The 17,157-nt window shown below is 71.8% G+C and carries 14 protein-coding genes and 1 rRNA gene; 8 read left to right on the forward strand and 7 right to left on the reverse strand.

From position 1 onward, the window contains the following. Positions 1–95, forward strand: a 5S ribosomal RNA gene (gene rrf, locus ACZ5VD_RS00005); the annotation flags it as partial. Between the two features lie 94 nt (positions 96–189). Here rrf and ACZ5VD_RS00010 read toward each other — a convergent pair. The 5 genes from ACZ5VD_RS00010 to ACZ5VD_RS00030 are packed head-to-tail and all read right to left on the reverse strand — an operon-like array spanning position 190 to position 5,830. Continuing rightward, entirely contained in the window at positions 190–1,500 is a 1,311-nt protein-coding gene (locus ACZ5VD_RS00010) for a DUF58 domain-containing protein (protein ID WP_468679746.1), read from the reverse strand. Then, positions 1,500–2,498 (reverse strand): AAA family ATPase, encoded by a 999-nt coding sequence (locus ACZ5VD_RS00015; RefSeq protein ID WP_468552972.1) that lies wholly within the window; start codon positions 2,496–2,498, stop codon positions 1,500–1,502. The genes ACZ5VD_RS00010 and ACZ5VD_RS00015 overlap by 1 nt, the downstream gene beginning before the upstream one ends. Continuing rightward, positions 2,498–3,697 carry a DUF4350 domain-containing protein gene (locus ACZ5VD_RS00020; protein WP_468552847.1) on the reverse strand — a complete coding sequence of 400 codons (1,200 nt, stop codon included), beginning with the start codon at positions 3,695–3,697 and terminating at the stop codon, positions 2,498–2,500. The genes ACZ5VD_RS00015 and ACZ5VD_RS00020 overlap by 1 nt, the downstream gene beginning before the upstream one ends. After that, positions 3,694–4,455 (reverse strand): DUF4129 domain-containing protein, encoded by a 762-nt coding sequence (locus ACZ5VD_RS00025; RefSeq protein WP_468552848.1) that lies wholly within the window; start codon positions 4,453–4,455, stop codon positions 3,694–3,696. Before ACZ5VD_RS00025 ends, ACZ5VD_RS00020 begins: the two co-directional genes overlap by 4 nt. Before the next feature lie 4 nt (positions 4,456–4,459). Next, entirely contained in the window at positions 4,460–5,830 is a 1,371-nt protein-coding gene (locus tag ACZ5VD_RS00030; protein WP_468679748.1) for a DUF7847 domain-containing protein, read from the reverse strand. Between the two features lie 140 nt (positions 5,831–5,970). Between ACZ5VD_RS00030 and mtnA the strand changes: the two genes are divergently transcribed. From mtnA to ACZ5VD_RS00065, 7 genes are all read left to right on the forward strand, one after another. Continuing rightward, positions 5,971–7,143 (forward strand): S-methyl-5-thioribose-1-phosphate isomerase, encoded by a 1,173-nt coding sequence (mtnA, locus tag ACZ5VD_RS00035; protein WP_468552850.1) that lies wholly within the window; start codon positions 5,971–5,973, stop codon positions 7,141–7,143. A gap of 247 nt (positions 7,144–7,390) precedes the next feature. After that, the gene (mtrA, locus tag ACZ5VD_RS00040) at positions 7,391–8,080 is read left to right on the forward strand and encodes a two-component system response regulator MtrA (protein ID WP_187284748.1); all 690 of its coding nucleotides are present in this window, start codon (positions 7,391–7,393) and stop codon (positions 8,078–8,080) included. Between the two features lies 1 nt (position 8,081). Continuing rightward, on the forward strand, positions 8,082–10,172 hold the full coding sequence (gene mtrB, locus ACZ5VD_RS00045; RefSeq protein WP_468552851.1) for an MtrAB system histidine kinase MtrB: 2,091 nt from the start codon (positions 8,082–8,084) through the stop codon (positions 10,170–10,172). Continuing rightward, the gene (locus ACZ5VD_RS00050) at positions 10,162–11,988 is read left to right on the forward strand and encodes an LpqB family beta-propeller domain-containing protein (RefSeq protein WP_468552852.1); all 1,827 of its coding nucleotides are present in this window, start codon (positions 10,162–10,164) and stop codon (positions 11,986–11,988) included. Before mtrB ends, ACZ5VD_RS00050 begins: the two co-directional genes overlap by 11 nt. Positions 11,989–12,207: 219 nt before the next feature. Continuing rightward, on the forward strand, positions 12,208–13,308 hold the full coding sequence (locus tag ACZ5VD_RS00055) for a ComF family protein (RefSeq protein ID WP_468679750.1): 1,101 nt from the start codon (positions 12,208–12,210) through the stop codon (positions 13,306–13,308). 311 nt (positions 13,309–13,619) lie between these two features. Next, positions 13,620–14,312, forward strand: a complete 693-nt coding sequence (hpf, locus tag ACZ5VD_RS00060; protein ID WP_468552854.1) for a ribosome hibernation-promoting factor, HPF/YfiA family — start codon at positions 13,620–13,622, stop codon at positions 14,310–14,312. A 204-nt stretch (positions 14,313–14,516) separates the two neighbouring features. Continuing rightward, on the forward strand, positions 14,517–15,263 hold the full coding sequence (locus ACZ5VD_RS00065) for a response regulator (protein ID WP_468552855.1): 747 nt from the start codon (positions 14,517–14,519) through the stop codon (positions 15,261–15,263). A 5-nt stretch (positions 15,264–15,268) separates the two neighbouring features. Here ACZ5VD_RS00065 and ACZ5VD_RS00070 read toward each other — a convergent pair whose 3' ends face one another. Next, the gene (locus ACZ5VD_RS00070) at positions 15,269–16,468 is read right to left on the reverse strand and encodes a winged helix-turn-helix domain-containing protein (protein WP_468679752.1); all 1,200 of its coding nucleotides are present in this window, start codon (positions 16,466–16,468) and stop codon (positions 15,269–15,271) included. Positions 16,469–16,523: 55 nt separating this feature from the next. Continuing rightward, positions 16,524–17,099, reverse strand: coding sequence for a GNAT family N-acetyltransferase (locus ACZ5VD_RS00075; protein WP_468679754.1), 576 nt, complete (start codon positions 17,097–17,099; stop codon positions 16,524–16,526). Between the last annotated feature and the right edge of the window lie 58 nt (positions 17,100–17,157).

Here is a 17,157-nt window from a genome sequence, read left to right on the forward strand (position 1 = left end):
AAACGCCCGGTTACATTCCGAACCCGGAAGCTAAGCCTTACAGCGCCGATGGTACTGCAGGGGGGACCCTGTGGGAGAGTAGGACGCCGCCGAACAAACTTTATGGAAAAGGCCCACACCTTATGGTGTGGGCCTTTTTTGTGTTTCCGGTCAGGGGTGGTTGCCCGCCCCAGGTAGCAAAGGAATAGGTCATAGGCGGCCGGCGGCCTTCAGCGCCAGGTAGGCGTCTGCCAGTGCCGGGGCCAGGTCATCGGGGGTGGCGTCGACGACCGTGACACCGCGGCGGCGGAGTTGTTCCGCGATGCGATGGCGTTCGGCCTGCGCCTGGGCTGCGGCTGCGGCCTCGTAGACGGCCTCGGTGTTTCCGCGGGCTCGGGCCATGCCGGCGATGTGGGGGTCCGCCACCGATGCCAGCAGAATCGTGTGGCGCTGGGTGAGTTGGGAGAGCACGGGCAGCAGGCCCTCCTCGACCGGGGCCGCGTCGAGAGTCGTGAGCAGGACGATCAGGGAGCGGCGCGGGGCGGCCCTGAGTGCCGTTGCCGTAAGGCCTCGGGAGTCCGTTTCGACGAGCTCTGGTTCCAGCGTCGCCATGGCGTTGACCAGGGACGGGAGTACGTCTCCTGCCGCGCGGCCCTGGACCAGGGCGCGCACGCGACGGTCGTAGGCGAGCAGGTCGACGCGGTCGCCGGCGCGGGATGCCAGGGCGGCCAGGAGCAGGGCCGCGTCCAGGGAGGCGTCGAGGCGTGGGGCGTCGCCGACGCGGCCCGCGGAGGTGCGGCCGGTGTCCAGGACGAGAAGGATGTGGCGGTCGCGTTCGGGGCGCCAGGTGCGGACGGCGACCGTGGTCTGGCGGGCTGTGGCGCGCCAGTCGATGGAACGGGTGTCGTCGCCGGGGACGTACTCGCGCAGGCTGTCGAATTCAGTGCCCTCGCCTCGGGTGAGGACGCTGGTGCGGCCGTCCAGTTCGCGCAGCCGGGCCAGCTTGGAAGGCAGATGCTTTCGGCTGGTGAACGGGGGCAGGACGCGGACCGTCCACGGGACCTTGTGGGTGCCCTGGCGGAAGAAGAGACCGAGGGGGCCGTACGAGCGGATCGTGACGCGGTCGGGCCGGCGGTCGCCGCGGCGGGTCGGTCGTAGGCGGGTGGTCACGCGACGGCGTTCGCCCGGCGGGACCGTCAGGCGGTGGCGGGAGGCTGCCACCTCTGTGCCGGGTTGCCAGCTGCTGGGGGGCCAGGCGTCGCGCAGATGGGCGCGGAGCGGTCGGCGGGACTGATTGGTGACGGTGAGGGTGACGTCGGCGGTCTCGCCCAGACGGACCGAGGTGTCGCCCGAGCGGGTCAGGCCGAGGCGTCGTACGGGAGCCGCGAGTGCGAAGTCGCAGGCACAGGCGACGGCCAGGGGGGCGTTGACCGCGAGGATGCCCGTCCAGCCGGGGTCCCAGATGCCGACAGGGAGGGAGCCCAGGGCCGCGAGGAGTGCGGCGCGCCCGGTGAGTGCCATCAGCGGGGGACGGGGACGTGGGCGAGGATCGCGTTGACGACGGAGTCGGCCGTCACGCCTTCCATCTCTGCCTCCGGGCGGAGTTGTACACGGTGGCGGAGGGTGGGGAGGGCGAGGGCCTTGACGTCGTCGGGGGTGACGTAGTCGCGGCCGGTCAGCCAGGCCCAGGCGCGGGCCGTGGCCAACAGGGCCGTGGCGCCACGCGGGGAGACGCCGAGGGTGAGGGACGGCGATTCTCGGGTGGCTCGGCAGATGTCGACCACGTACGCGGTGATTTCCGGGGAGATCGTCGTCTTGGCGACCGCGGCGCGGGCGGCTTCCAGATCGGCCGGGCCCGCGACGGGGCGTACGCCGGCGGCGTGCAGGTCGCGCGGGTTGAAGCCCTCGGCGTGGCGGGTGAGGACGCTGATCTCGTCCTGGCGGGAGGGGAGCGGGATCGTCAGCTTGAGGAGGAAACGGTCCAGTTGGGCCTCGGGCAGGGGATAGGTGCCCTCGTACTCGACGGGGTTCTGGGTCGCGGCGACCAGGAACGGGTCGGGGAGCGGGCGGGGGATGCCGTCGACCGTGACCTGGCGTTCCTCCATGGCTTCGAGGAGGGACGACTGGGTCTTGGGCGGGGTGCGGTTGATCTCGTCGGCCAGCAGGAGGTTGGTGAAGACCGGGCCGGGTTGGAAGGAGAACTCGGAGCTTCGGGTGTCGTAGACCAGGGAGCCCGTCACGTCGCTCGGCATCAGGTCCGGGGTGAACTGGACACGCTTGGTGTCGAGTTCCAGCGCCGAAGCGAGGGCGCGGACGAGCAACGTCTTGGCTACTCCAGGGACTCCTTCAAGGAGAACGTGTCCGCGGCAGAGGAGGGCGACGACGAGACCGGTCACGGCGGGGTCCTGGCCGACCACGGCCTTGGCGATCTCGGTGCGCAGGGCCTCCAGGGAGGCTCGGGCGCTGTCCTCGCTCCCGGCGTACCCGGTGTTCCCGGCGTTGTCAGTGGTCGGGTCCATCATGGACGGCGTACCTCCCTTTCGAGGGCGTCGAGTTGGTCGGCGAGGGCGATCAGGGCCGCGTCGTCGCCGGGCGGCGGGCCGAAGAGGAGCGAGTGGAGGGTCTGTCCGTCGCCGTCGTTGTGGAGATGGGCGGACAGGGCGGGGAGCAGGGTCTCGGGCGTGTGCGCCTGGGCGACGGGGGCGCCTACGAGGGGGGCGAGGCGGGTGCGGGTGGCGGAGCGAAGAGCGATGGCCGCGCGGTCACGGGCGTTGGCCTTGCGGTAGAGGCGGGCGCGGCCTTCGGCGGTCTCGGAGGCGCGGATCGCCACGGGGAGATTTTCCGGTACGAGGGGGCCCAGTCGGCGTGCCCGCCAGAGGGCGGCGAGGGCGGCTGCGACGAAGAGCTGCAGTGTGCCCCAGAGCCAGCCCGAAGGGAGCAGGTCGAAGAAGCCCTGTTCGCGGTCCGTGCCGGCGGTGGAGTCGGAGAGCGAGGGGAGGTACCAGACCAGATGGGGGCGGGAGCCGAGGAGTTGGAGGGCGAGCGAGGCGTTGCCGTGCTCGTCGAGGGTGTCGTTGTAGAGGATGTCGGGGGCGCCGAGTGCGATGGTGTCGCCGTCCCCGGAGGTGTCCGGGACCCGAACCAGGGTGGCCAGGCGTTCGCTGGGGTAGCACTCGTCGGCGTCGGGCCGGGTGGCGGTGTAGCGGAAGCCGCCCGTGTCGGCGGTGCCCGCGCGCCGGGCGGCGGGCAGGGCGCAGTCGGGGGAGAGCGTCGAGTCGACGCTGGTGGCCGGGCTGGCGACCACACCGGGGGCCAGCTGTTCCACGGACCAGCTGCCGGGGGCGACCAGGACGGTACGGCCGCCGGAGTCGGCGGTCCCGGAGCGCAGCCGGTTCTGCTGGCTGTGCGTCAGCAGGTCGGGGACGGCGATCAGCAGGGTGGTGTCCGGGCCGGCCGCGGCGCTCGCTTCTTCGAGGGTGGTCACCACGCGGGTGGAGACACCTCGGTCGGCGAGGAGTTCGGCGACGGCGCGGCTGCCCTGCGGGTCGGCGGCGCGCGGGTCGAGCGTGCCGTGCTGGGCCTCGGAGCGGATGGCGGCGATCGCCACGGCCCCCGCCAGGAGGACCACGAGGGCGAGGACGACACCTCGCGCGCGGGTCCACACCTGACGGGTGGTGGGCGAGGCCGAGGTGGACGGGAGCGGGGCCCCGGTGGTCATTCGGCGGCTCCCCGGCTGACGTCGTGGGCCGTGCTGTGGGCCGCGCTGGGGACGGTGCTCGCGAGCTGTGGCTTGGTGCGCCCGAGGTCGCGGTCGAGTTCGGCGATGCGGTGGTACGACCGCTCGGTCGCCGCGCGTCCGCCGTATGTCACGTCGTCGAAGTCCCGGGCGGCGGCGCGCAGTCGGTCCGCCTGCGAGGGCAGGGTGCGGCCCGCGTCGGCGGCTGCCTCGTCCGCGGTGCGGCCGGGGCGGGTGTCGAGGAGCGCGCGCTCCTCCAGGGAGCGGACGATGGCCCGCATCTGTTCCTGCACGGCCTGGCTCCAGTGGCCCTGGGCCGCGTGCGCCGCGGCGGCCGCGCGGTGTTCGGCGGCGCTGCGGGGGCGGTCGTCGAACAGGGCCGCGGTGGAGGTGGGACGGCGGCGCGGGGTGCCCAGGCGCCACCACAGGGCGCCCAGGACCGCGAGGACGGCCAGGACGACGACGACCAGGCCGAGTGCTCCGCCGGGGGTCGCGGCCGAGGCGGCGTTGAACAGCTTGTCGAGCCACTCCCAGAAGGCGTTCAGGGCGCGCTGGAACCAACCGGGGTCGTTCTCGTGGTACATCCGCTTGGACAGCTCGCGCCGGGCCGCCTCGCGCGCGGGGTCGCGCGGGATCGTCAGCGGTGGCTCGTCGTTCGAGCGGGCGAGCGACAGCACCGCTGTGCGGTCGGCGTGCGGCAGGCCCCGGACCACTGTGAGAACTCCCCCCGTCGGACTCACCGCATCAGCTCCCGGGGGCGGGGGTGGTGCCGTAGCCCTGGACGCCGGCGGCGCGGGCCAGTTCGAGGTCGAGGGCCTCGCGCCGGATGCGCTGGTCGATGTAGAGGAGCACGGTGACGCCCGCCGTGATCGGGAACGTGATCATGGAGCCGATCACCGAGCCGATGCCGCTGATGATGAGGAACGTCCAGCCGAGGTCGCTGGTGCCTTCCATGAAGCCGGTGAAGCCGTCCCCGCTGAACGCGGCGGCGAGGAAGGTGAAGGGGAGGACGACGATCGCCGCCATGATGTTCGCGATGATCCCCGCGAGCAGCTGGATGCCGAACACCCGCCACCAGGAGCCGCGGACCAGCTTCGCGGAGCGGTTCAGGGACTTCACGATGCCCTGCTTCTCCAGCATCAGCGTGGGCGAGGCCAGGGAGAAACGCATCATGAGCCATACGGCGACGATGACGGCGGCCAGGCCGCCCAGGACGGCGAGTGCCGTGCCCGCTCCGCCGGCGCCCGAGACGGCCACGATGATGCCGGGCAGCACGCCCACGACGACGAGGCCGACGGCGATGAGCATCAGGAGGAGGATCAGGCCCAGCAGCTTCATCACCTGAGGGCGGGCGTCGTGCCAGGCCTCGCGGGTGGTGACGGGGCGGCCGAGCACGGCGCGGCTGGTGACGGTGGTGAGCAGGGCGGTCGCCATGACCGTACCGATCAGGGTGATCGCGAAGACGACCACGCTGCCGATCATGGCGTCGCCCATGGCGCGGCTGATCTCGCTGAGGGTGGCGCTCGGGTCGTTGAGGGCCTCGGCGTCGGTGGTGTCGTTGAGGACGAGCCCCTGGAGCAGGATGATGACGATTTCCGTGACGACCGCGACGGTCAGCGAGATGCCCAGGACCGTGCGCCAGTAGGTGCGCATGGTGGAGACGGCACCGTCGAGGATCTCGCCCACGCCGAGGGGGCGCAGCGGGATCACGCCGGGCTTGGCCGCGGGCGGGGGGCCGCCCCAGCCGCTGTAGCCGCCGGGGGTGCCGTAGCCGCCGCCCCAGCCGCCGTTTCCACCGCCGTTCCCGCCACCGGGAGGGCCGTAGCCCCCGTGTCCGCCGGGGCCGCCGGGAGGCGGGGTGCCCCAGCCCGGGCCGGGCGGTGGGGGTGGCGGCGTCTGGCCGGGAGGCGGGCCACCGGCGGGCGTGGACCACTGGTCGGCCGGGGGCTGCTCCTTGGACCACTTCGTGCCGGGGCCCTGTGGGTCAGGTCCCGGCTGTTCCGCGGGGTTCGCCGCGTCGGGCCGGTCGGCGGGCTCGGCAGGGCCGGGTGCGCCGGGCTCGTGCCCGTCGGAGGGGGCGGATCCGGGCGAGGCCCAGCCCGGAGTGTCCTTCATCGTCGCTCCTTCACGGTGCCCGTCCGCGGTCGCGGCGGCAGGTTGGCAGCCATCGTGCCATGGGGTGGTCGCCGACGGACCAGGCACGGTATGGGCTGGACACCTTCAATTGTCCGCCGGACAAGGGGCAGACTGGCCACATGGCTGATCAGTACGCGCAAACCGGCGAGGACAGCAGGCCGACCGAGATACCGGCGATCCGTTGGGAGGAGCCACCGGAGGGTCCCGTCCTGGTGCTTCTCGACCAGACGAGACTGCCGGCCGAGGAGGTCGAACTGGTCTGCACGGACGCGCCCGCGCTGGTGGAGGCGATCCGTTCGCTCGCCGTGCGCGGGGCGCCGTTGCTCGGCATCGCGGGGGCGTACGGCGTCGCGCTCGCCGCCGTACGGGGGTTCGACGTGGACGACGCCGCGAACGCGTTGGCGGGGGCCCGCCCCACGGCGGTGAACCTGGCTCTCGGGGTGCGCAGGGCGCAGTCGGCCTTCCGGGCGGAGCTCGCCAGGGGCGGTGACGGCGAGCAGGCCGCCGCGGCGGCGCTGGCCGCGGCTCGGCTGCTGCACCGGGAGGACGCCGAGGCCAGTGGCCGGATGGCCGAGCGCGGTCTCGCCCTGCTGGACGAGTTGCTGCCCGGTGGCGGGCACCGGATCCTCACCCACTGCAACACCGGGTCGCTGGTGTCGGGCGGGGAGGGGACGGCCTTCGCGGTGGCGCTCGCCGCGCACCGGGCCGGGCAGTTGCGGCGGCTGTGGGTGGACGAGACGCGGCCCTTGTTGCAGGGCGCGCGGCTGACGGCGTACGAGGCGGCGCGCAGCGGTATGGCGTACACCTTGCTGACCGACAACGCGGCGGGTTCGCTGTTCGCGGCGGGGGAGGTGGACGCCGTGCTGATCGGGGCGGACCGCATCGCGGCGGACGGGGCGGTGGCGAACAAGGTGGGGAGTTATCCGCTCGCGGTGCTGGCGCGGTACCACCATGTGCCGTTCATCGTGGTGGCGCCGCTGACGACGGTGGATCCGGACACCCCGGACGGGGCGTCCATCGAGGTCGAGCAGCGTCCCGGCCATGAGGTGACCGAGATCACGGCGCCTCAGGTGCCGATGGCCGGGGTCGAGGCGGGCGGCGGGGTCCCGCTGGCACCGCTGGGGACGCAGGCGTACAACCCGGCGTTCGATGTGACACCGCCCGAGCTGGTGACGGCGATCGTCACCGAGGAGGGGGTCGTCTCGCCGGTGACGGCTGAGGCGCTCGCGGAGTTGTGGGCACGGTCGCGTCAGGTGACGGCCGGCCAGGCGGTTCCGTCGGAGGGCGCTTGACGAGGTTCATGGCGCCGAGGGTGTACGCAGGGAAAGAGAGTCGTGACCGACAGTGCGGGGAGCTGGCGAGGATGACCGTGCGGGAGAGGTGTCGGGTGGCCGGGAGCGGCCCGTGGCGGGCCTGCCCGACATCTGCTACTGACATCGACACCGGCGGGCGAGGGCAGACAGTGGCGACTCCGTACGACTATCGTCACAGGCCAGTGACCTCGCTCACCAGCGCCCCGGTCACTGTTACGAGAATGGGATGATGTCGTTTATGAAGGGACGAGTCCTTGTCGTCGACGACGACACCGCACTGGCCGAGATGCTCGGCATTGTGCTGCGTGGTGAAGGTTTTGAGCCGTCTTTCGTAGCCGACGGCGACAAGGCGCTGGCCGCTTTCCGTGAGTCCAAGCCCGATCTGGTGCTGCTGGATCTGATGCTGCCCGGACGGGACGGCATCGAGGTGTGCCGCCTGATCAGGGCGGAGTCCGGGGTGCCGATCGTGATGCTCACGGCGAAGAGCGACACCGTCGATGTCGTGGTGGGTCTGGAGTCGGGTGCCGACGACTACATCGTGAAGCCGTTCAAGCCGAAGGAGCTGGTGGCCCGGATCCGGGCCAGGCTGCGGAGGTCGGAGGAGCCGGCGCCCGAGCAGCTCGCCATAGGGGACCTGGTCATCGACGTGGCCGGGCACTCCGTGAAGCGGGACGGGCAGTCGATCGCGCTCACCCCGCTGGAGTTCGACCTGCTGGTGGCGCTCGCGCGCAAGCCGTGGCAGGTGTTCACGCGTGAGGTGCTGCTGGAGCAGGTGTGGGGCTACCGGCACGCGGCCGACACCCGCCTGGTGAATGTGCATGTGCAGCGGCTGCGTTCCAAGGTCGAGAAGGACCCGGAGCGCCCGGAGATCGTGGTGACCGTCCGTGGTGTCGGTTACAAGGCGGGGCCGAGCTGACATGTCCGGTGACAGTGCCGCTTCGGCGCCCGGCAGGTCCGGGGCCCGCGCGGGGCGGTCTGTCGGCCGGAAGACGGCAGGCTCCCGCTGGGGTCGCCTCTTCGAGGGCGGGTTGCTGCAGGGCGGCGTCCATGGCAGCCCGGTGCTGCGCCTCTTCATGCGCTGGGTGCGCCGGCCGCTGCTGCCCGTCATGCGGCTCTGGCGGCGCAACATCCAGCTCAAGGTCGTCGTCACGACCCTGCTGATGTCGCTGGGTGTCGTACTGCTGCTCGGGTTCGTCGTCATCGGCCAGGTGCGCAACGGACTGCTGGACGCCAAGGTGAAGGCCTCGCAGAGCCAGGCCACCGGAGGGTTCGCGGTGGCCGATCAGAAGGCCGACGAGGCGTCGAGCGGCACCGGCGACGACGGCACGACGGTGGACGGCCGCCCCTCACAGAACGTCATCCCGTGGATGAGCGACCTGGTGGAGTCGCTGTCCAGCGGCGGCCAGGGCGCCTTCGACGTGGTGACGCTCCCCGCGGGCAACGACAGCGGCAGCGGGCGCGGGCCGCGTGCCTCCGGTGACGTGGACCCGTCGTCCAGCGTGCCGGAGGATCTGCGCGAGCGGATCGACAGCAGTACGGCGGCGGCCCAGCGCTACACCCGGATCGTCTACGACGCCGACAAGGACTCCCAGCCGGCCCTGGTCATCGGCAAGCAGGTCAGCGACCCGAACGGCGACCCCTACCAGCTGTACTACCTCTTCCCGCTCACGCAGGAGGAGAAGTCGCTGAGCCTGGTCAAGGGCACCCTGGCGACGGCGGGCCTCTTCGTCGTCGTCCTCCTCGGGGCCATCGCCTGGCTCGTGGTGCGGCAGGTCGTCACGCCGGTGCGGATGGCGGCCGGGATCGCCGAGCGGTTGTCCGCCGGGCGGCTTCAGGAGCGGATGAAGGTCACCGGTGAGGACGACATCGCGCGCCTCGGTGAGGCCTTCAACAAGATGGCGCAGAACCTGCAGCTGAAGATCCAGCAGCTGGAGGAACTGTCGCGGATGCAGCGCCGGTTCGTGTCCGACGTGTCGCACGAGCTGCGGACGCCGCTCACGACCGTGCGGATGGCGGCCGATGTCATCCACGACGCGCGCGTGGACTTCGATCCGGTGACCGCCCGCTCGGCCGAGCTGCTCGCCGACCAGCTGGACCGGTTCGAGACGCTGCTCGCGGACCTGCTGGAGATCAGCCGCTTCGACGCGGGCGCGGCGGCCCTGGAGGCCGAGCCGATCGACCTGCGTGAGGTCGTGCGGCGGGTCGTCAGCGGGGCCGAGCCGCTGGCCGAGCGCAAGGGCACGACGGTCCGGGTGGTGGGCGACCAGCAGCCCATCGTGGCCGAGGCGGACGCCCGGCGGGTGGAGCGGGTGCTGCGCAACCTCGTCGTCAACGCCGTGGAGCACGGCGAGGGCAAGGACGTCTTCGTCAAACTGGCCACGGCGGGCGGGGCGGTCGCGGTCGCGGTGCGCGACTACGGGGTCGGACTCAAGCCCGGTGAGGCGACCCGCGTCTTCAGCCGCTTCTGGCGGGCGGACCCGGCACGCGCGCGTACCACCGGAGGTACGGGCCTCGGGTTGTCCATCGCCCTGGAGGACGCGCGGTTGCACGGCGGTTGGCTGCAGGCGTGGGGTGAGCCGGGCGGCGGTTCGCAGTTCCGGCTGACGTTGCCGCGGACCGCGGACGAGCCGCTCAGGGGCTCGCCGATACCGCTGGAGCCCAAGGACTCGCGGCGCCATCGGGGCCTCGACGACGCCGGGCTGCCACGTGGCGGCGGGGAGAAGAAGGCCACCGTGCCGGCCCAGCCGACGGGTGACCAGGGGGCGGCGCGGGGTCCGATAACGACCCGGACCTCGGCCGCGGCAACGGCGGACCCGACGGCGCTGCCCGGCAACGGCGCGCGCGTCGTGTCCCGGCCCGCTTCGGGGGCGCGACGGCAGGACGAGCAGCCTTCGGGCAGCGGGCCGGAGAGCGCCGAGGCCGCCGGGCCCGGGCGGGCGGCCGTGAGCGGTCCGGAGGCCGGGTCGGAAGGCTCGTACGAGCAAGGGGAGGCATTTCGTGGGCGCTGACCGCCAGCGGGGCGCGCGGCGCACGCCGGGGCGCGCGGCGGCCTACGCCGCTTGTGGCGTCGTACTGCTGGCGGGCTGTGCGTCCATGCCCGACAGCGGGGATCTGCGGGGGGTCGAGTCCACACCGCGACAGGACAGCCAGGTGCGGGTGTTCGCCATCCCGCCGCAGGAGGACGCGCCCGCCTCGGACATCGTCCAGGGCTTCCTGGAGGCGCTGACCAGCGACGATCCGAACTATGAGACGGCGCGCGGTTACCTGACGAAGGCTGCCGCGAAGACATGGCGTCCGAAGCTGTCCACCACGGTGCTCGCGGACGGGGCGACCATCGGGCCCGAGCGGGCCGCGGACCGGGAGGACGCCAACGCCGTCTCGTACCCGCTCACCGGGGAGAAGGTCGCCACGGTGGACGGGCAGCAGTCGTACGCGCCCGCGGAGGGCAACTACGACCAGTCGGTGTACCTCAAGCGGGACCCGAAGACCAAGCAGTGGCGCATCGACCGGCTGCCGCAGGGCGTCGTCATGGGCCAGTCGGACTTCCAGCGCAACTACACATCCGTCAACAAGTACTACTTCGCCTCGAACACGAGGGTCGGAACGAGTCCCGAGATCGTGGCCGTCGCCGATCCCGTGTACGTGCGCGAGCGGGTGGATCCCATGACACAGATGGTGCGATCCCTGATCGCCGGGCCCACGAGCTGGCTCGATCCCGTCGTCAGGTCCAGTTTCCCCACCGGAACGACGCTCGCGAAGGACGTCACCTCGCTGGTGCCGGACGACCGGAGCAAGCTGACCGTGCCGCTCAACGCCCGCGCCAGGCAGGTCGGTTCGGCCAAGTGCGAGGAGATGGCGTCCCAGGTTCTGTTCACCCTGCAGAACCGCACCCCCGCGGTGGACGAGGTCGAACTGCGGTCGGGCGACAAGCAGTTGTGCGCGCTGACCAAGGCCGACGCCGTCGCCGTCGCCGCCCGTGGCTCGGTGAGCGGCGCCGACTACCTGTACTTCGTCGACGGCGAGCATCGGCTCGTCCGGCTGCCGGCGCGTAGCAACAGCACGAAGTCCGATCCGGTGCCGGGAGCGCTGGGCGAGGGCGACAAGGAGTTGCGGTCGGTCGCGGTGTCGCGTGACGAGCACAGCGCGGCCGGGGTCGGGATCGACGGCAAGTCGCTGTACGTCGGCTCGCTCGTGTCGGGCGGTTCGCTCGGGGAGCCCGTGCTGACCAGCCAGGGCGCGACGGTCGACGACCGGCTGACCGCGCCGAGTTGGGACGCGGAGGGCGACCTGTGGGTGGCCGACCGCGACCCCGGGCACGCGCGGCTGCTGGTGCTGAAGGAGGGCGCGGGCGAGCCGTTGACGGTGGACATGCCGGGGCTGGACGGTCGCATCAAGGACCTCCGGGTGGCCGCCGACGGCGTGCGCATCGCGCTCGTCGTGGAGAAGGGCGGCAAGCAGTCCCTGTTCATCGGTCGGGTCGAGCGCGGCGAGAAGGCCGGTGAGGCGCCGTCGGTCCAGGAACTGCGTTCCGCCACACCGGAGATGGAGGAGCTCACGACCATGTCGTGGGCCGGTGACAGCCGGCTCGTGGTGGTCGGGCGCGAGGAGGGCGGAGTGCAGCAGATGCGCTACGTCCAGGTCGACGGCTCCACGCCGGAGGCGCCCGCGCCGGCGGCCCTGACGGGTGTGAAGGAGATCGCCGCGTCCGAGGACGACCATCTGCCGTTGGTGGCGTACTCGGAGGACGGGATCGTCCGGCTGCCGTCCGGAACGCAGTGGCAGAAGGTGAACGCGGACGGGACGGCGCCGGTCTATCCGGGGTGAGTGGTGGACCGCGGGGCGAGTGCCGCCGCGGGGTGTGGGAGGCGGCCGTCTCCGCCGGGGGTGACCCCGGTGGGGGCGGTCGCTTCTTGTCGGTCACGGCGGTCGTGATCTCGGTGGTGACGGCGGCGGTGACGACGGTCGCGGCGGCGTCCGGAGTTGTCCACAGGGAGTTGTCCACAGGGGTGGCAGGGTCGCGTCGGCGTTGGCAGAGTGGTGGCCATGCGGGGGTGGTGGCAGGACCTCACCGATCTGGTGCTGCCGGCCGAGTGCGGAGGCTGCGGGAGGCCTCGCACGGTGCTCTGTCCGGAGTGCCGTGCCGTCCTGAGCGGGGCCGTGCCGTGCCGGGTGCGACCGGTGCCGGAGCCGTCGGGGCTGCCGGTCGTGCACGCGGTGGCGCGGTACGCGGACGAGGTGCGGGCCGTGCTGCTGGCCCATAAGGAGCGGGGTGCGCTGGCGCTGGCGACACCTCTGGGCACGGCGTTGGCGGGGGCGGTGCGGACAGGGCTTCAGGAGGCTGCCGAGGCGGCCTGTGGGGGCGGATCGGGGGAGGCCTGGGGATGGTGTCCGGAGGCGGGGTTCTCGGAGGCGAGAGGGCGGCTGGGCGACCGGGACGGGGGCCCGGAAGCGGTGGCTCGGGATGGCGGGGTCGTGCGGCTCGTTCCGGTGCCGTCCGCGCGGGGGGTGGTCCGGGCGCGGGGACATGATCCGGCGCGGCGGATCGCGCTCGCGGCGGCTGCGGAACTGCGGCGCACCGGGACACCGGCACGTGTGGTGTCCGTGCTGAGGCAGGGGCGTGCCGTGGCCGACCAGACGGGGCTCAACGCACGGCAGCGGCTGGAGAATCTCGCCGGCGCGTTGACGGTGGTCCCCGGCGGCGGACGGCTGCTCTCCGGCGGTCCGGTCGTGCTGGTCGACGACCTGATGACCACCGGCGCGTCCCTGACGGAGGCGGCGCGTGCGGTGCGGGTGGGGTTGGCGGGTCAGGTGGCGGCGGACGGGGACGCGAGGGGGGCGGGGGAGGTGGCGCCGGGTGGGGCCACCGCGCGTGTGCGGCGGACGGCGGTGCGTGGCAGTGGTCCGACGGCACCGGTGCGGCCCGCGGGAGTGCGCGGGGCGGGTGTGCGGGGAGAGGGGACGACGGCGGTGTACGGCGCCGGAGGCCGGGAAGTCACAGGGGAACGGATGGGCGGCACGGCGAAGGAGGAGACGGATCAGGTGGGTGTCCCGTCGGGAAGGGCGGGCTCCGGAAGCGGTGGTGACGTGATCTGCGCGGCCGTGGTCGCTTCCGCACCGGATTCTTTCGAAATAAACCGGAACTGACTGTGAACTTGCATCGTTGCAGGTTATGAGAGGACCAATTCACCTGAACGGAGGTAGGTCGCGGTAGAGGGTGACGACATCCGTCCGGGCGAGATATGTTCGGTTGTGAGAGAAAGGCGCAGGCCACACCTCTCCTATCCGAATGTCGTGCCGTGGGTTTTTCACTATCACCCGCACCGGTGGAGTGGAGATCTTGCCCGCGGGGGAGGAGGTGGACGTCACCGAGTCCGAGGTTCCGGGGCTGACCGGAGCCTGGTGCAAAAGGGAGACGCTCCGTAGTGAAGCGGAGCGATCCGGGAACGGAGTTCTGCGTGGACATCGTCGTCAAGGGCCGCAAGACCGAGGTGCCCGAGCGGTTCCGCAAGCACGTGGCCGAGAAGCTGAAGCTGGAGAAGATCCAGAAGCTCGATGGCAAGGTGATCAGCCTGGACGTCGAGGTGTCCAAGGAGCCGAACCCCCGTCAGGCCGACCGCTGTGACCGAGTGGAGATCACGCTCCGCTCCCGCGGTCCGGTGATCCGGGCGGAGGCGGCGGCCAACGATCCGTATGCGGCACTCGACCTGGCGGCGGAGAAGCTGGACGCGCGGCTGCGCAAGCAGCACGACAAGCGCCACACCCGCCGCGGCTCACGAAGGCTCACGGCGGCCGAGGTCCCCGACCACGTTCCGGGCGCCGCGACCCTCAACGGCAATGGCCACGCCGTCCAGGAGGAAGCGCCGGACGGCGTGCCCACCAAGAAGATCGGCTCGCTGGAGGTCAAGGGTGACGGCCCCCTCGTCGTCCGCGAGAAGACCCACGTCGCCTCCCCGATGACCCTCGACCAGGCTCTCTACGAGATGGAGCTGGTCGGGCACGACTTCTATCTGTTCGTCGACTCCGAGACCAAGGAACCGAGTGTCGTCTACCGGCGGCACGCCTACGACTACGGCGTCATCCACCTCAGCACGGACCCGATGGTCACCCAGGCGCAGTCCCCCGCGGCGGGTGACACGCTGGGTGGCTGACCACCCGGCCGACGGCTGATCCGGTGCCCCTGGTGCGCGCGTGCGCCTCCAGGGGCACCGGTGTGCGACCACTTCACGCCCCGCTCTGTGACCGCGGCGCCGTCCGGGCATGAAATCATGGCCGCACCGGCCCAACCGCTGGGTCGTTGCCTTGGGTTGGCGATGGCACAGGACCACAGGCCACAGCCTTCAGGGGGAGGAACCATGGCGGACAGCTTCGGACCGATGCAGGACGACGACGCCGGAGCCGGTGTCGCCGGCACGGGCCCGGACGTGGGCTCTCCACGCAAGGAGCCGATCCGTGTCCTGGTCGTGGACGACCACGCCCTCTTCCGCCGTGGCCTGGAGATCGTCCTCGCGGCCGAGGAGGACATCCAGGTCGTGGGCGAGGCCGGGGACGGCGCGGAGGCCGTCGACAAGGCGGCCGACCTGCTCCCCGACATCGTGCTGATGGACGTACGGATGCCCAAGCGCGGTGGTATCGAGGCGTGCACCTCCATCAAGGAGGTCGCCCCCAGCGCGAAGATCATCATGCTGACGATCAGCGACGAGGAAGCCGACCTCTACGAGGCGATCAAGGCCGGCGCGACCGGATATCTCCTCAAGGAGATCTCCACGGACGAGGTGGCCACCGCCATTCGCGCGGTGGCCGACGGGCAGTCGCAGATCAGCCCCTCCATGGCGTCGAAACTGCTCACCGAGTTCAAGTCGATGATCCAGCGGACCGACGAACGCCGGCTCGTGCCGGCGCCGCGGCTCACCGACCGTGAGCTGGAGGTCCTGAAACTGGTCGCCACGGGCATGAACAACCGGGATATCGCCAAGGAGTTGTTCATCTCCGAGAACACCGTGAAGAACCATGTGCGCAACATCCTGGAGAAGCTGCAGCTGCACTCCAGGATGGAAGCGGTGGTCTACGCGATGCGGGAGAAGATCCTCGAAATCCAGTAGCGGGTTCAGGCCGTCGCGCGGGCGATTTCCCTCGCGAGAGGCTCGCGCAGTTCCGGCGCGTCCACCCGCTCCACCCGCACGTCCGTGCAGTTCACCCAGCTCGCCGCCTCGACCAGGGCCTGCGCGACCGCCGGGACCGCCTTCGGGCCGTCCAGCGTGACCTGCCGGGCGACCAGGGTGGCGCCCTCCCGGGCCGGGTCCACGCGGCCGACCAGGTGGCCGCCGGCCAGCACCGGCATCGCGAAGTAGCCGTAGACCCGCTTCGGCTTCGGGACGTACGCCTCCAGGCGGTGCGTGAAGCCGAAGATCCGCTCTGTGCGCGCCCGCTCCCAGACGAGGGAGTCGAAGGGGGACAGGAGCGTGGTGCGATGGCGGCCCCGCGGGGTGGACTCCAGGGCCGTGGGATCGGCCCAGGCCGGCTTGGACCAGCCCTCGACCGTGACCGGGACCAGGCCCGAGCCGGCGATCACCGCGTCGACCTGCTCGCTCTTGAGACGGTGGTAGTCGGCGATGTCCGCGCGCGTGCCGACGCCCAGGGACTGACCGGCGAGGCCGACCAGGCGACGCAGGCACTCGGAGTCGTCCAGATCGTCGTGCAGCAGGCTGCCCGGGATGGCGCGCTCGGCGAGGTCGTACACGCGCTTCCAGCCGCGGCGCTCCACGCACACCACCTCGCCGTACATGAGTGCCCGCTCGACGGCCACCTTCGTGCCCGACCAGTCCCACCACTCGCTGGTCTTCTTCGCACCGCCCAAGTCCGTGGCGGTGAGCGGGCCTTCGGCGCGGAGCTGCTTGATGACCTGGTCGTAGGTGCCGTCGGGCAGGGTGTGGTTCCAGTGCGGGCGGTTGCGGTAGGCGCGGCGGCGGAAGGCGAAGTGGGGCCACTCCTCGATGGGGAGGATGCACGCCGCGTGCGACCAGTACTCGAAGGCGTGCGGTCGCGCCTCGGGCGTGTCGGCGGGCACGGGCTTCCAGTAGGCGTCCTCGACCGCTCCGCGCCCCACGGCGCCGAGGCGGGCGTACGGGATGAGCTCGTGGGAGCGGGCGAGGACCGAGATGGTGTCGAGCTGGACCGCGCCGAGATGGCGGAGAACGCCCCGGACGCCCGAGCGGCGGTCCGGGGAGCCGAGCAGGCCTTGGGCGCGCAGGGCGATACGGCGGGCCTCGTCTGCCGAGAGGGTGGTGAGCGGGCGCGGGGTCGTCATGGGCCGCACGATAGGGGGTGCCACTGACAACACGAGGTGAGCTGCGGTTTTGCCGCTACGGCCGGGAGGGAGCCGGCAGGTACGGTGCCGTCGACGGCAGCTCAAGGTCGGACGGCAGCAGCGAACCCACCCAGCAGTCCCGCCGCACGCCTTGGTGCACGAGCGCGGAGCGCAGGGTGCCCTCAAGGGTGAAACCGGTGCGTTCGGCCACCGCGCGGGAGGCGCCGTTGCCGACCTCCGCACGCCATTCCACGCGGTCGACCGACAGGTCGGTGAAGGCCCAGCGGACGGCGGCGCGGGCGGCCTCGGTGACGTAGCCGTGGCCGCGGTGCTCCTTCGTGGCCCAGAAGCCGATCTCGGCCACGCTCCGGGAGCGCATCGTGAGGCCGACCATGCCCGCCAGCTCGTCGCCCGGGAGGAAGACGCCGAAGGTGAACATGGAGCCGTCCGCCCACCCTTCGGGGACCAGTTGCTCGGTGAAGCCGGCGGCGTGTTCGGGGAGGTAGGGCGAGGGGATCGACGTCCAGCGCAGGATGTCGGGGTCCTGGACGGCGGCGTACACGGCCCGGGTGTCGTTCGGCCCGACGGTACGCAGCAGGAGACGGTCGGTGGTGAGGGTGACGGGGTCCATCGGGCGATTCTGCTAGGGGCTCGACCACGGCACCATCTCTTTGCCGTGCGTGAGCGGG

It is taken from the genome of Streptomyces sp. NPDC032822, assembly GCF_055578825.1.

Coding starts and splice junctions, on each gene's coding strand:
- ACZ5VD_RS00010 (WP_468679746.1), bottom strand. CDS start 1,500: ATGGCACTCACCGGGCGCGCCGCACTCCTCGCGGCCCTGGGCTCCCTC.
- ACZ5VD_RS00015 (WP_468552972.1), bottom strand. CDS start 2,498: ATGGACCCGACCACTGACAACGCCGGGAACACCGGGTACGCCGGGAGC.
- ACZ5VD_RS00020 (WP_468552847.1), bottom strand. CDS start 3,697: ATGACCACCGGGGCCCCGCTCCCGTCCACCTCGGCCTCGCCCACCACC.
- ACZ5VD_RS00030 (WP_468679748.1), bottom strand. CDS start 5,830: ATGAAGGACACTCCGGGCTGGGCCTCGCCCGGATCCGCCCCCTCCGAC.
- mtnA (WP_468552850.1), top strand. CDS start 5,971: ATGGCTGATCAGTACGCGCAAACCGGCGAGGACAGCAGGCCGACCGAG.
- mtrA (WP_187284748.1), top strand. CDS start 7,391: ATGATGTCGTTTATGAAGGGACGAGTCCTTGTCGTCGACGACGACACC.
- mtrB (WP_468552851.1), top strand. CDS start 8,082: ATGTCCGGTGACAGTGCCGCTTCGGCGCCCGGCAGGTCCGGGGCCCGC.
- ACZ5VD_RS00055 (WP_468679750.1), top strand. CDS start 12,208: ATGCGGGGGTGGTGGCAGGACCTCACCGATCTGGTGCTGCCGGCCGAG.
- ACZ5VD_RS00065 (WP_468552855.1), top strand. CDS start 14,517: ATGGCGGACAGCTTCGGACCGATGCAGGACGACGACGCCGGAGCCGGT.
- ACZ5VD_RS00070 (WP_468679752.1), bottom strand. CDS start 16,468: ATGACGACCCCGCGCCCGCTCACCACCCTCTCGGCAGACGAGGCCCGC.
- ACZ5VD_RS00075 (WP_468679754.1), bottom strand. CDS start 17,099: ATGGACCCCGTCACCCTCACCACCGACCGTCTCCTGCTGCGTACCGTC.